This is a genomic window from Corynebacterium sphenisci DSM 44792 (assembly GCF_001941505.1).
Lineage (GTDB): Bacteria > Actinomycetota > Actinomycetes > Mycobacteriales > Mycobacteriaceae > Corynebacterium > Corynebacterium sphenisci.
In genome coordinates this window covers 1121146-1133151 of record NZ_CP009248.1, presented here as the reverse complement: position 1 = coordinate 1133151, position 12006 = coordinate 1121146, and the positions used below count along the sequence as shown (strand labels likewise).

Annotated in this window: 14 protein-coding genes; 3 read left to right on the top strand and 11 right to left on the bottom strand. The window is 74.6% G+C overall.

Annotation, left to right across the window (positions count from 1 at the left end):
* Positions 1-92: 92 nt before the first annotated feature.
* Positions 93-530, top strand: a complete 438-nt coding sequence (locus CSPHI_RS05220) for a DUF2631 domain-containing protein (protein ID WP_075691817.1) — start codon at positions 93-95, stop codon at positions 528-530.
* 97 nt (positions 531-627) lie between these two features.
* Here CSPHI_RS05220 and rlmN read toward each other — a convergent pair whose 3' ends face one another.
* The gene (gene rlmN / locus CSPHI_RS05215) at positions 628-1740 is read right to left on the bottom strand and encodes a dual-specificity RNA methyltransferase RlmN (protein ID WP_075691816.1); all 1113 of its coding nucleotides are present in this window, start codon (positions 1738-1740) and stop codon (positions 628-630) included.
* A 145-nt stretch (positions 1741-1885) separates the two neighbouring features.
* On the opposite strand from rlmN, the gene CSPHI_RS05210 reads away from it, so the two are divergent.
* Positions 1886-2275 carry a LapA family protein gene (locus tag CSPHI_RS05210; protein WP_075691815.1) on the top strand — a complete coding sequence of 130 codons (390 nt, stop codon included), beginning with the start codon at positions 1886-1888 and terminating at the stop codon, positions 2273-2275.
* 55 nt (positions 2276-2330) lie between these two features.
* Here CSPHI_RS05210 and CSPHI_RS05205 read toward each other — a convergent pair whose 3' ends face one another.
* The 5 genes from CSPHI_RS05205 to rpsB form a co-directional block, all read right to left on the bottom strand.
* Positions 2331-3218 carry a phosphatidate cytidylyltransferase gene (locus CSPHI_RS05205; RefSeq protein WP_245803352.1) on the bottom strand — a complete coding sequence of 296 codons (888 nt, stop codon included), beginning with the start codon at positions 3216-3218 and terminating at the stop codon, positions 2331-2333.
* 42 nt (positions 3219-3260) lie between these two features.
* On the bottom strand, positions 3261-3818 hold the full coding sequence (gene frr, locus CSPHI_RS05200) for a ribosome recycling factor (RefSeq protein WP_075693757.1): 558 nt from the start codon (positions 3816-3818) through the stop codon (positions 3261-3263).
* A 152-nt stretch (positions 3819-3970) separates the two neighbouring features.
* Complete coding sequence (pyrH, locus tag CSPHI_RS05195) at positions 3971-4657, bottom strand: UMP kinase (RefSeq protein WP_245803386.1); 687 nt, start codon at positions 4655-4657, stop codon at positions 3971-3973.
* A 216-nt stretch (positions 4658-4873) separates the two neighbouring features.
* A complete protein-coding gene (gene tsf / locus CSPHI_RS05190; RefSeq protein ID WP_075691813.1) occupies positions 4874-5701 on the bottom strand; it encodes a translation elongation factor Ts in 828 nt (275 codons plus the stop codon).
* Positions 5702-5746: 45 nt separating this feature from the next.
* A complete protein-coding gene (gene rpsB / locus CSPHI_RS05185) occupies positions 5747-6601 on the bottom strand; it encodes a 30S ribosomal protein S2 (protein ID WP_075691812.1) in 855 nt (284 codons plus the stop codon).
* Positions 6602-7011: 410 nt separating this feature from the next.
* On the opposite strand from rpsB, the gene CSPHI_RS05180 reads away from it, so the two are divergent.
* A complete protein-coding gene (locus tag CSPHI_RS05180; protein WP_075691811.1) occupies positions 7012-7530 on the top strand; it encodes a murein hydrolase activator EnvC family protein in 519 nt (172 codons plus the stop codon).
* A 21-nt stretch (positions 7531-7551) separates the two neighbouring features.
* On the opposite strand, the gene CSPHI_RS05175 is transcribed toward CSPHI_RS05180, so the two are convergent.
* The 5 genes from CSPHI_RS05175 to lepB form a co-directional block, all read right to left on the bottom strand.
* Positions 7552-8454, bottom strand: coding sequence for a tyrosine-type recombinase/integrase (locus tag CSPHI_RS05175; RefSeq protein WP_075691810.1), 903 nt, complete (start codon positions 8452-8454; stop codon positions 7552-7554).
* Between the two features lie 254 nt (positions 8455-8708).
* Positions 8709-9878, bottom strand: a complete 1170-nt coding sequence (gene dprA / locus CSPHI_RS05170) for a DNA-processing protein DprA (protein ID WP_075691809.1) — start codon at positions 9876-9878, stop codon at positions 8709-8711.
* A gap of 259 nt (positions 9879-10137) precedes the next feature.
* Positions 10138-10443 (bottom strand): DUF2469 domain-containing protein, encoded by a 306-nt coding sequence (locus CSPHI_RS05165; RefSeq protein WP_075691808.1) that lies wholly within the window; start codon positions 10441-10443, stop codon positions 10138-10140.
* On the bottom strand, positions 10440-11090 hold the full coding sequence (locus CSPHI_RS05160) for a ribonuclease HII (protein ID WP_075693755.1): 651 nt from the start codon (positions 11088-11090) through the stop codon (positions 10440-10442). The genes CSPHI_RS05165 and CSPHI_RS05160 overlap by 4 nt, the downstream gene beginning before the upstream one ends.
* A 16-nt stretch (positions 11091-11106) precedes the next feature.
* Positions 11107-11994 carry a signal peptidase I gene (gene lepB, locus CSPHI_RS05155; RefSeq protein WP_075691807.1) on the bottom strand — a complete coding sequence of 296 codons (888 nt, stop codon included), beginning with the start codon at positions 11992-11994 and terminating at the stop codon, positions 11107-11109.
* Between the last annotated feature and the right edge of the window lie 12 nt (positions 11995-12006).

Below are 12006 nucleotides of genomic sequence, written 5' to 3'. Positions count from 1 at the left end.
GCGGGTGGGGTATCCTGAGCCTCGATACTCAACATCTGCTGAGAGTGTGCCAAGATACCTGTTAACAGGTACGTGGCGAACAGGAGGAGACCGTGGCCCAGACCCATCAGAAGGAAGAGTTCTACAACGGCGTCAGCACGCTGGACGAGCCGTCGGCCAAGTGGGGGTGGCATGACCTCGGCAAGGGGGCCATGCAGAAGGCCGGCTGGGTGTCGGTGCTCTTCATCTTCGGCATGCTGATCGGCAACCACCACGGCCGGGTCGAGGACCTCTGGCTGATCTCCATCGGCGTGGTGCTGATCATCGGCCTGCTGCTGCACGCCTTCGCCCCGCGCGGCCACCAGGTGCACACGGTCACCGCCCGCAACAAGCCGCAGGGCCACGTGGAGCCGAACTGGTGCGCCGACCAGGCCGCCGGCACCGGCGTCTACGCCGAGCTCACCGACCGCCAGGCCCGCGCCTGGAACCGGATCGCCGCGCACCCGGCCAACGAGGCCGAGGCGATCACCGCCGCCGAGCCCAAGGCCTGAGCGACCGCCCCGCAGGCACGGACCCGCCCCGCACCGCACGGTGCCGGGCGGGTCCCGCCGTTCCGGGCCCCTCCCCCGCCCCGGCGGGCCGCCGGCCTCAGGCGCCCTCGGCGGCGAGCTGCCCGCAGGCCGCGGAGATCTCGTCGCCGCGGGTGTCGCGCACCGTGCACGGCACCCCCTGGGCGTTGACCCGGCGCACGAACTCGTCCTGGCGCTCCCGCGGGGCGGCGTCCCATTCCGAGCCCGGGGTGGGGTTGAGCGGGATCACGTTGACGTGCACCCGCGGGCCCAGGGCCCGGTGCAGCCTCCGGCCGAGCAGATCCGCCCGCCAGCCCTGGTCGTTCTTGTCCCGGATCAGCGCGTACTCGATGGACACCCGCCGGCCGGTGCGGTCGGCGTAGTAGGCGGCGGCGTCGAGCACCTCCGCCACGGGGAAGCGGTTGTTGATCGGCACCAGGGTGTCGCGCAGCTCATCGTCCGGGGTGTGCAGGCTCACCGCCAGGGTCACCGACAGCCCCTCATCGGCCAGCCGCCGGATCGCCGGGGCCAGGCCGACGGTGGAGACCACCACGTTGCGCTGGGAGATGCCGAACCCGTCGGGCGCCGGGGAGGTGATCCGGCGCACCGCGGCGACCACCCGCTTGTAGTTCGCCAGGGGTTCGCCCATGCCCATGAAGACGATGTTGGACAGTCGCCCCGGGCCCCCGGGCAGCGCCCCGTCGCGCATCGCCGCGGCGGCGTCGCGGACCTGGTCGACGATTTCCGCGGTGGAGAGGTTGCGCTGCAGCCCGCCCTGGCCGGTGGCGCAGAAGGGGCAGGCCATGCCGCAGCCGGCCTGGGAGGAGATGCACAGCGTGGCCCGGTCCGGGTAGCGCATGAGCACCGACTCCAGCAGGGTGCCGTCGCCGGCGCGCCACAGGGTCTTCCGGGTGGCGCCGTCGTCGGTGGTGACGTGGCGCACCGCGGTGAGCAGCTCCGGGAACAGCGCCTCCTTGACCCGGCCGCGGGCGGCGGCGGGCAGATCCGTCATGGTCAGCGGATCGGATTCCAGGCGGGCGTAGTAGTGCCGGGCGATCTGGTCGGCGCGGAAGGCGGGCAGGCCCAGCTCGGCGACCGCGGCCTGCCGGCCGGCGGCGTCGAGATCGGCGAGGTGGGTGGCGGGCATGCCGCGGCGGGGGGCGGTGAAGACGAGGGGGAGGCTCTTGCTCATGGTGCCCCCAGCATCCCATGCCCGCCCGGCGCCGGCCCAACCGGGCGCCCGCCCCGCGCCGGCGCACCCGCCCGGCGGGGGCGGCGGGCGGATTCCCCCGCCCGCGGGGTTCCGGTGCACCGCGCCCATCCTGTTGAATGGGATCATGACCACTCCCCCCGCCAACGATCCCGTCCACGACCCCGCCGCCCCGGCCGCGGGCCTGCCGGAGACCCGCGCCGAGGCGCCCGCCGCCCCGGCGGCCCCCGCCGCCCCGGAGGCGCCCCCGGCGCAGCCGGCGAAGAAGAAGAAGGTCAAGTCCACCACCGCCGGCGGCACCTGGACCGCGCTCATCATCGGCGCGATCCTGCTCATCGTGCTGCTGGCGTTCATCATGCAGAACGGCGAATCGGTCACCCTGCACCTGTTCGCCTGGGACCTGAACTTCCCGCTGGGCGTGGGCATGCTGCTCGCCGCGATCCTGGGCGCGCTGATCATGGCCTGCGTGGGCGGTATCCGGATGCTGCAGCTGCGCCGCCAGATCAAGAAGGGCTGATCCCGCCGACCCCCGACTCGCCGCCGCGCCCCCGCGCGGTGGCGTTTTTCCTCCCTCAGCTGGCCAGCACCAGCAGGATCCAGGTGATCGCGGCGGCCGGCAGCATCCCGTCGAGGCGGTCCATCAGGCCGCCGTGGCCCGGCAGCAGCCGGGACATGTCCTTGATCCCCAGGTCCCGCTTGACCTGGCTCTCCACCAGGTCGCCGAGGGTGGCGGCGAAGACCAGGCCGACGCCGAGGGCCACGCCGAACCACCAGGGCCGGTCCAGCAGCAGGATCGCCGAGCCCACGGACACCGCGATGCCCAGCACCAGGGACCCGGCGAAGCCCTCCCAGGACTTCTTCGGGCTCACCGCCGGGGCCATCGGGTGCCTGCCGAAGAACACCCCGAAGGCGAAGCCGCCGATGTCGGAGGCGATCACGCCGAGCATGAAGGCGAGGATCTGCAGCCCCGGGTCCCCGCCGCCGGGCGCCTCCAGGGTGGACAGCATCGCGGCGAAGGCCAGCGGCACCGGGATCCACAGGATGACGAAGACCGCGGCCGCGGAATCGCGCAGCCAATTGCGCGGCGGGGTGCGCATGCCCTCGTGGAAGAGCCGCTGCACCACGGTGACCATGCAGGTCAGGCTCATCGCGGCGGTGAGCCCGCGGACCCCGAAGGGGATGGTCGCCCAGAGGGTCGCCTGGCCGCCGAGGAGCAGCGGGGCGGCCGGCACAAGCCAGTCGGATTCGCGCAGCCGGCGCAGCACCTCCCAGGTGGCCAGGGCGGAGACCACCGCCAGCAGCGGGTACCAGGCCGCCGGCCCGGCGATGATCGCGGCGAGCACCACCACGCCGAGTACCGCGCCGGTGCCGATCGCCGCGGGCAGGTTGCGGCCGGTGGCGTTGCGCGGTTTCGGGATGCGCAGTTCCTCGCGCAGCCGTTCTCTGTCGGGGATGGGCACGTGCCGGGCCTTTCGGGTGGGTGTTGCGTGGGGGCGGCCTGGCTAGACCTCCATCAGCTCCTGCTCCTTGCGGGAGACCAGCTCGTCGACCTTGTCCACGTACTCGCGGGTGACGTTGTCGAGCTCCTTCTCGGCGGCCTGCACCTCGTCCTCGCCGGCGTCGCCGTCGCGCTGGATCCGCTTCAGCGAGTCCATGCCCTTGCGGCGCACGTTGCGGATCGCGATCTTGGCGTCCTCGCCCTTGGCCCGGGCGAGCTTGGCCATGTCCCGGCGGCGCTCCTCGGTGAGCTGCGGCACGGTCACCCGCAGCACCTGGCCGTCGTTGGTGGGGTTGACCCCCAGATCGGAGTTGCGGATGGCGTTCTCGATCTCGCCCATGAAGTTCATCTCGTAGGGCTTGATGATGAGCATCCGGGCCTCCGGCACCGAGATGGTCGCCATCTGGGTGATCGGGGTGGGCACCCCGTAGTACTCGGCGATGACGCCGTTGAACATCGCCGGGTTGGCCCGCCCGGTGCGGATCGTGGTGAGCTCCTCGCGGCAGAATTCCACCGAGTTGCCCATCTTCTCCTCGGCGTCCAGCAGGGTTTCGTCGATCATCATCGCCTCTTCGTCTCTCGGCGCCCGGGGCCCCGGGCGGGGTCGGCGCAGCCGCCGACGGGATCCGCCGCCGGCTGCCGCCCTCGAATCTATCAGGCCCGGCGGCCCCGGCCGGGGCGGCGGCGCACCCGGCCCGGGCGCGCCGCGGGGGCCTAGGAGCGCACCAGGGTGCCGATCGGCTCCCCGCCCACCGCCCGGGCGATATTGCCCTCGGTGAGCAGGTTGAACACCAGGATCGGCATCTCGTTGTCCATGCACAGGCTGAAAGCGGTGGCATCGGCCACCCGCAGGCCCCGCTCGATGCACTCGCGGTGGCTGATCTCGTCGAAGAGCTCCGCCTCCGGGTTGTCCCGGGGGTCGCTGTCGTAGATGCCGTCGACCGCCTTGGCCATCAGCAGCACCTCGCAGCCGATCTCCAGGGCGCGCTGCGCGGCGGTGGTGTCGGTGGAGAAGTAGGGCATGCCCATGCCGGCGCCGAAGATCACCACCCGGCCCTTCTCCAGGTGCCGCTTGGCGCGCAGCGGCAGGTAGGGCTCGGCGACCTGGGTCATCTGGATGGCGGTCTGCACCCGGGAGTCGATGCCCTGCTGCTCCAGGAAGTCCTGCAGCGCCAGGCAGTTCATCACGGTGCCGAGCATGCCCATGTAGTCGGAGCGGGCCCGGTCCATGCCGCGCTGCTGCAGCTGGGCGCCGCGGAAGAAGTTGCCGCCGCCGATGACCACGCACACCTCCACCCCGGAGCGGGCCACCTCGGCGATCTGGCGGGCGACGTTCTCCACCACGTTGGGGTCCACGCCGACGCCGCCGCCGCCGAACATCTCACCCCCCAGCTTGAGCATGACGCGCTTGAATCCGGTCCGGTGCTTGGTCTCGTCGCTGGCCACGGTGGCTCTCCTAGGGGTGTCGCGGTGCTCGCCGCCCGGGGGCTGCCCGGGCCGGACTCCAACATACCGCGCCGGGACGGGCCGAACCGACCCCCGGGAACGGCGGGACCCGCCCGCCCCGGGGTGCGGGGCGGGCGGGTCCGGGGGCGCCTGCGGGCGCCGGGCGGGCGGCTAGGCCTGGCCGACCTCGTAGCGGGCGAAGCCGGTGATGGTGACCCCGGCCTCCTCCATGAGCTTGCCGACGGTCTTCTTGGAGTCGGCCACGGAGGGCTGCTCCAGCAGCACGACGTCCTTGTAGAAGCCGTTGAGCCGGCCCTCGACGATCTTCGGCAGGGCGGCCTCGGGCTTGCCCTCCTCGCGGGAGATCTTCTCGAACACGGCGCGCTCGGACTCGACGCGCTCGGCGGGGACGTCCTCGCGGGAGAGGAACTGGGCCTTCAGCGCGGCGATCTGCATCGCGGCACCGTGCGCGGCCTGCGCGGCCTCCTCGCCCTCGCCGGTGTAGGCGACCAGCACGCCGACGCCGGCGGGCAGGTCCGCGGCGCGGTGGTGCAGGTAGACGGCGATGTTCTCGCCCTCCAGGGTGACCGCGCGGCGCAGCTGCAGCTTCTCGCCGATCTTGGCGGAGAGCTCCTGGGTGGCCTCGGCGGCGGTGACCCCGTCGAGGTCGACCGCGGCGAGCTCCTCGGGGGTGTTCGCCTTGGCCTCGGCGGCGGCGGCGGCGACCGTGTTCGCGAAGTCGATGAACTCCTGGTTCTTCGCGACGAAGTCGGTCTCCGAGTTGACCTCGATCATGGTGGCGCCGGAGACGGCGACCAGGCCCTCGGCGGCGGTGCGCTCGGCGCGCTTGCCGACGTCCTTGGCGCCCTTGATGCGCAGGATTTCGACGGCCTTGTCGAAATCGCCGTCGGTCTCCACGAGGGCGTCCTTGCACGCCTTCATGCCGGAGCCGGTCGTCTCACGGAGCTTCTTGACGTCCGCGGCGGTGAAATTCGCCATCAGGCGATCCTCCTTGTGTCGGTGGTACGTGGGGTGCCGGGTGGGCTACTCGGCGGCCGGGGCCTCGGTGGCCGGGGCGGCCTGCTCGGCGGGGGCCGCGGCCTGCGCCGGGGCCTCGGCGGCCTGCTCGGCGGGGGCCTCGGCGGCCGGGGCGGCCTGCTCCGGGGCGACGTCGCCGGCGGCCTCGCGGGCGGCGGCGGCGTCGCGCTCGGCGCGCACCCGGCGGCCCTCGTCCACGGCGGCGGAGATGATCTTGGTCAGCACGGTCGCGGAGCGGATCGCGTCGTCGTTGCCCGGGATCGGGTAGTTGACGTCGTCCGGGTCGCAGTTGGTGTCCAGGATGGCCACCACCGGGATGTCCAGCTTCTTCGCCTCGGAGACGGCGATGTGCTCCTTGTTGGTGTCGACGATCCACAGCGCCGAGGGCACCTTGGACATGTCCCGGATGCCGCCCAGGGTGCGCTCCAGCTTGGTGCGCTCGCGGGTGAGCATCAGGATTTCCTTCTTGGTGCGGCCCTCGTAGCCGTTCTCCGCCGCGTCCATGGCCTGCAGCTCCTTGAGCCGGTTCAGGCGCTTGGCGACGGTCTGGAAGTTGGTCAGCATGCCGCCGAGCCAGCGGTGGTTGACGTAGGGCATGCCCACGCGCTCCGCCTCGGCCTGGACGGTCTCCTGGGCCTGCTTCTTGGTGCCGACGAAGAGGATGTTGCCGCCGTGGGCGACGGTCTCCTTGACGAACTCGAAGGCCTCGTCGATGTAGGTCAGCGTCTGCTGCAGGTCGATGATGTAGATGCCGTTGCGGTCGGTGAAGATGAAGCGCTTCATCTTCGGGTTCCACCGACGCGTCTGGTGCCCGAAGTGGACGCCGGCGTCGAGGAGCTCTCGCATGGAGACAACTGCCATGTCGTGTTCAGGGGGTGGCTGACGCGTCCGGCGCCGGGTGCCCCGGCGGCCGCGGCCGTTCCCCCTTCCTCGCTTTCTCTCGGTTTCGGTTGGGTTCTCGTGCGGGTTCTCCCCGCACCCTGGCCCCCTCCCCGACCTGGGCGAACCCGGTGAAGCCGGGTCACCTCGCCCATGTGGCGGCGATATGGAGGGTGCGCGATGTCGACGCCCGGGGCGGACCCGGTGCGTCGCCCGCGCAATATTAGCGGCCCCGCCGGTCAAACACCATTTCCGCCCCCGCCCCGCGCGCCGCCCGGCGCCGGGGCGGCGCCCCGGCGCGGGATGTCCACCATCGCCGGGCCGTCCACGGCCGGCGCCCGCGCGGCGGCCGGCCGGCCGCGCCCGGCCCGGGGTCGCGGTGTGCTGGGCGCATGCGCACCACCGCCCGATCCCGCCGGCTGCCCGCCGCGCTGCTCGCCGCGGCCCTGCTCGCCGCCCCCGCCGCCGCGGCCGCCCCGCCCGCCGCGCGCGCCCCGGCGGCGGCGCCCGCGGATCCGGCGCGGCATCTGCGGCCGGTGCCCGGGGCGGTGCTGCGCCCCTTCGATCCCCCGCCGCGCCCCTGGGCCGCCGGGCACCGCGGGGTGGATCTGGCCGCGCCGGTGGGCGCCCCGGTGCGCGCCTCGGCGGCCGGGGTGGTGCATTTCGCCGGCCCCGTCGGCGGCGTCCCGGTGGTCTCGGTGCGCCATGGGCCGCGCCTGCGCACCACCTACCAGCCGGTGGCGGCGGTGGTGCACGCCGGCCAGCCGGTGGCCCGGGGCCAGGTGATCGGGCACCTGGCCGCCGGGGCGGAGCCGGGGCTGCACTGGGGCGCCCGGGTGGGCGCCGGCTACCTCAACCCGCTGGATCTGCTGGGCCGGCGCCGGATCGTGCTCAAACCCCCCGCCGGCTGAGCCGGCCCCGGCGGGCGGGGCTCAGGCGCGCGGATGCGCACGGCGGTGCGCCTCGCGGAGCCGGTCCACGGAGACGTGGGTGTAGATCTGCGTGGTGCCCAGGCTGCGGTGGCCGAGCAGCTCCTGCACCACCCGCAGATCCGCCCCGCCCTCCACCAGGTGGGTGGCCGCGGAATGGCGCAGCCCGTGCGGGGACAGGTCCACCCCGGTGGCGGCGGTGACCCGGTGCACGATCCGGCGGGCCTGCCGGGGATCGAGGCGGCCGCCGCGATCGCCGAGCAGCAGCGCTGGCGGGGAGTCCGGCCGGGCCAGCCGGCCGCGCCCGGCCAGCCAGCGGGTCACCGCCGCGGCGGCGGCCGGGCCGAAGGGCACGGTGCGCTGCCGGTCGCCCTTGCCGGTGACCACCAGGGTGCGCCGGTCCAGGTCCACGTCGCCGAGATCCAGCCCGCACAGCTCGCCGACCCGGATCGCGGTGGCGTAGAGCAGTTCGGCGACCACCAGATCCCGGGCCGGGCCCGGCTCCCCGGATTCCGCGGCGGCGGTGGCGAGGGCGCCGAGCGCGGTGGCCGCCTGCTCGGCGCTGAGGATCTCGGGCAGCTCATGGCGCGGCCCCGGCGCGGTGAGCCGGGCGGCCGGGTCGGCGGGCAGGATGCCGTTCTCGGCGCACCAGGCGCCGAAGAGCCGGATCGAGGTCGCCGCCCGGGCCATCGAGGAGCGGGCCGCGCCGGCGGCGTGCCGGCGGGCCAGGTGGGCCCGGATCCGGCGCAGGTCGAGATCCCCGATCCGGTCCAGGCCGCGCAGCAGCGGCACCAGATCCGCGCGGTAGCCGGCGGCGGTGCGCTCGGCCAGGCCCCGGGAGAGCCGGATGTGGTCCAGGAAGTCCCCGAGCACCGCCTCCACGCCGGGGGCGAGGTCCTCGGCCATCGGCGCCTCCCGGGATGCTCCGGGCGAAACGGAGGGCGGCGGCGTCTGCGGTTCCGGAGTTGAATCCGGAGTCCGCGACGCCGCCGCCCGTGCCTCACCCATGATGCAAGACCTTACCCCGCAGGGGCTGTGGAAGTCGGCGCCAGCCCGCACCAACTTCCTCACTTAGGCTTGCCTGGCCTATAGTACAGATTCCCCCGGCGAGCGCAACCCCCCGATCCGGGTTTTTTCCGGGAAAACTTCGTTTTCGCAGGTCAATCCCGGGAAATTTTTTTGCCGGCACCTCCCCCGCGGCCGGTCGCGGCCCCGACGCACCGCCGCCAGCGCGCACCCTCCCGGCGCACCAGCGCCTTGGTCTCCAGGGCGGTGAGCAGCTGGGCGGTCAGCCCCGGCGGGACCCCCGCCTCGGCGGCGATCTCGCGGACCCGCGCCCCCGGGCCCCGCGGCGGGGTGGCGTCGTAGATCCGCAGCTCCTCCCGGGGCAGCGCCTGCACCGGGTCCGGGGCCCAGTCCAGCTCCAGCTGGGCGTCCTCGTGCACGGCGCCCACCGGGCGCAGCAGCCCCAGCACATCGCGGGCCCCGGTGACCAGGGTGGCCTCGCCCTCCCGGATCGCGGCATGGCAGCCGGTGGCCCCGGCCGCGCCGACCGGGCCGGGCACCGCCCCCACCGGCCGGCCCAGCCGGCCCGCCCAGTGCACGGTGTTGCGGGCCCCGGAGCGCCAGCCGGCCTCCACCAGCACCAGCGCCCCGCCGAGCCCGGCGATGAGCCGGTTGCGGGTGAGGAAGCGGTGCCGGGCCGGCCGCGTCCCCGGCGGGTACTCGGTGACCACCGCCCCGGATTCCGCGACCTCCCGGAACAGCCGGTGATGCGCCGGCGGGTAGGTCACCCCGGGCCCGGCGGCGGCGATGACCACGGTGCGCCCGCCGGCCGCCAGCGCCGCCCGGTGCGCCTGGGCGTCCACGCCGAGGGCGCCCCCGGAGAGCACGGTCACCCCCGCGCCGGCCAGCCCGGCGGAGATCTCCGCCGCCAGGCGCAGCCCGTAGCCGGAGGCCGCCCGGGTGCCGACCACGCCGACGGCCTCCCCGAGCAGCCCGGCCAGCGGGGCCCCGCGCACCCACAGCGCATGGGGCGCCGGGGCCCGCGCCCCGCCGCGGGCGAAGGCCTGCACCGCCGCCACCGGCCATTCCGGGTCCTCCGGGGTGACCAGCCGGAACCCGGTGGCCGCCGCCGACTCCAGATCCGCGGCCGCCCGATCCTCGGCGTGGCGGGCCTCGGTGGCCCGGGCCAGGCCCGGCGGCAGCCCCCGGCGGGCGCGGATCCGCTCCGCGGCCTCCTCCGGGCCGACCTCCCCGAGCAGCGCGTTGAGCTCCCGGTGCGGCCCCTCCACCACCCGGGCGAGATAGGCCCACGCCGCCGCGCCCATCAGGCCCCCGCCCCCGCCGCGCGGCGGGCCCCGGCGGGGCCGCCCCCGCCCGCGTCCGCCCCGCCCGACCCGCTCCGCCGCCGCAGCCGCATCCGCCGCTCCCCCGTCCCCGGGCCCGGCGGGGCGCCGGCGGCGCCCCGGCGACCGGGCCCGTCGCCGGCGATGCTGCCACCGCGGGCGCGCCGCGGCCCGCCGGCGCATCGCGCCGGCGGGCCGGGTGTGCACGGTTCCGGGAATGTGCGCTGCCCGGCCGCCCGGGCTAGTCGGGCAGCCGCAGATCCGGTTTGTCGAGCTCCTCGATGTTGACGTCCTTGAAGGTGATCACCCGGACGAAGCGGACGAACCGGGCCGGGCGGTACATGTCCCACACCCAGGCGTCGGACATGCGCAGCTCGAAGTAGACCTCCCCGCCGGAGTTGTGCGGGATGAGCTCGACGGCGTTGGCCAGGTAGAAGCGCCGCTCGGTCTCCACCACGTAGGAGAACTGGCTCACCACGTCGCGGTACTCGCGGTAGAGCGACAGCTCGACCTCGGCCTCGTAGTTGTCCAGGTCCTCGGCGCTCATCTGGCTCCCTCGTCGTCGGTGTCGGCCGCGCAGGCGGCGCGGACGTTGGCGTAGCTCATCCGGTGGCAGCCGGCGGGCCCCAGCCGCGCCAGCGCGGCCATGTGCGCTCGGGTGCCGTAGCCCTTGTGGGCGGCGAAGCCGTAGCCCGGCCACCGGGTGTCGTGGTCAACCATAATCCGGTCGCGGGCCACTTTGGCGAGGACACTCGCCGCGGCGATGCACCGCGCCGCCGCGTCCCCGCCGATGATCGGCAGCTGCGGCACGGCCAGGCCGGGCACCCGCCAGGCGTCGACGAGCACGTAGCCGGGGGCCGGGTCCAGGGCGGCGACCGCCCGGCGCATCGCGGAGAGGTTGGCGTGGGTGATCCCGCGGGCGTCGATCTCCGCCGGTTCCACGGCGACCACCGCCCAGGCCCGGGCGACGGACTTGATCGCCGGCTCCAGCCGGGCCCGGGCGGCGGGGCTGAGCCTCTTGGAGTCGGTGAGCCCGGCCAGCTCCGGGGCGATCGGCGGGTCGAGGATGCAGGCGGCGGCGACCAGGGGGCCGGCGCAGGCGCCGCGGCCGGCCTCGTCCACCCCGGCGACCGGCCCGAGGCCGCGGGCGGCCAGGGCCACCTCGTGCATCCGATCCTGGGCCAGCCGGCGCAGCCGGGGCCGGCGCCGCTCAGCCGCCCTGGATGTCCGGGGCATCGACGCCGCCGATGCGGCTGAAGGGCAGGATCACCGCGCGCACCTTGCCCACCACCGCATCGCGCGGGATGGTGCCCTGGTGCTCATCGCCCTGGTGGTAGCGCGAGTCCATGGAGTTGGTGCGGTTGTCGCCCATCATCCACAGCGCCCCCTCGGGCACGGTCAGCGGCCCGAAGTAGGGTCCGCCGCAGGCCTCGGAGCCCACCGCCGGGTCCACCGGGTAGGCCGGCGGATCCAGGGTGTAGGAGTCGTCCACGGGGGCGCCGTCGACCATCACCCCGGGATCGCCGGGGGTGCACCGCACCGTCTGCCCGCCCACCGCGATGACCCGCTTGACCAGCGCGTTCTCATCGGGGGCGACGACGCCGATCCAGGAGCCGACGGTCTGCACGCTGTTCAGCACCGGATTGGCGGAGCGCTGCGTGGTGAACACCGGGTCCCAGGAGTCGGGCCCGTTGAAGACCACCACATCGCCGGGTTCGGGATCCCCGAAGCGGTAGGCGAGCTTGTCCACCCAGATCCGGTCCCCGGTGCAGCCGGCGCAGCCGTGCAGGGTGGGCTCCATGGACTCCGAGGGGATGAGGTAGACCCGTCCGATGAAGGTCTGCACCCCGACGCTGATGAGCAGCGCGATCACGATGATGATCGGGATCTCGACGTACCAGGGGGTGCGCCGCTCCGGATCCGCGGGCGCGTCCTCCCCCGCGTCCGCGGACGCCGCCGGGTCCGCCGGATCCGCCGGCCGCCCCGCCCCGGCGTCCGGCCCCGTGGCGGGGCGGGCGGCGGTGGCGGGGTCGTCGGCGGGGTCGTCGGCGGGGTCCCCTGCGCCGGCCGGGCCGGCGGGGCGGTGCTCGGTGGTCATGGAAGGCGACTA

What these genes read in the sequence shown, in the direction of transcription:
- rlmN (WP_075691816.1), bottom strand. Translation starts at nt 1,740, where the DNA reads ATGAGCAAGAGCCTCCCCCTCGTCTTCACCGCCCCCCGCCGCGGCATG.
- frr (WP_075693757.1), bottom strand. Translation starts at nt 3,818, where the DNA reads ATGATCGACGAAACCCTGCTGGACGCCGAGGAGAAGATGGGCAACTCG.
- lepB (WP_075691807.1), bottom strand. Translation starts at nt 11,994, where the DNA reads ATGACCACCGAGCACCGCCCCGCCGGCCCGGCCGGCGCAGGGGACCCC.
- CSPHI_RS05210 (WP_075691815.1), top strand. Translation starts at nt 1,886, where the DNA reads ATGACCACTCCCCCCGCCAACGATCCCGTCCACGACCCCGCCGCCCCG.
- rpsB (WP_075691812.1), bottom strand. Translation starts at nt 6,601, where the DNA reads ATGGCAGTTGTCTCCATGCGAGAGCTCCTCGACGCCGGCGTCCACTTC.
- tsf (WP_075691813.1), bottom strand. Translation starts at nt 5,701, where the DNA reads ATGGCGAATTTCACCGCCGCGGACGTCAAGAAGCTCCGTGAGACGACC.
- dprA (WP_075691809.1), bottom strand. Translation starts at nt 9,878, where the DNA reads ATGGGCGCGGCGGCGTGGGCCTATCTCGCCCGGGTGGTGGAGGGGCCG.
- CSPHI_RS05165 (WP_075691808.1), bottom strand. Translation starts at nt 10,443, where the DNA reads ATGAGCGCCGAGGACCTGGACAACTACGAGGCCGAGGTCGAGCTGTCG.
- CSPHI_RS05180 (WP_075691811.1), top strand. Translation starts at nt 7,012, where the DNA reads ATGCGCACCACCGCCCGATCCCGCCGGCTGCCCGCCGCGCTGCTCGCC.
- pyrH (WP_245803386.1), bottom strand. Translation starts at nt 4,657, where the DNA reads ATGCTCAAGCTGGGGGGTGAGATGTTCGGCGGCGGCGGCGTCGGCGTG.
- CSPHI_RS05175 (WP_075691810.1), bottom strand. Translation starts at nt 8,454, where the DNA reads ATGGCCGAGGACCTCGCCCCCGGCGTGGAGGCGGTGCTCGGGGACTTC.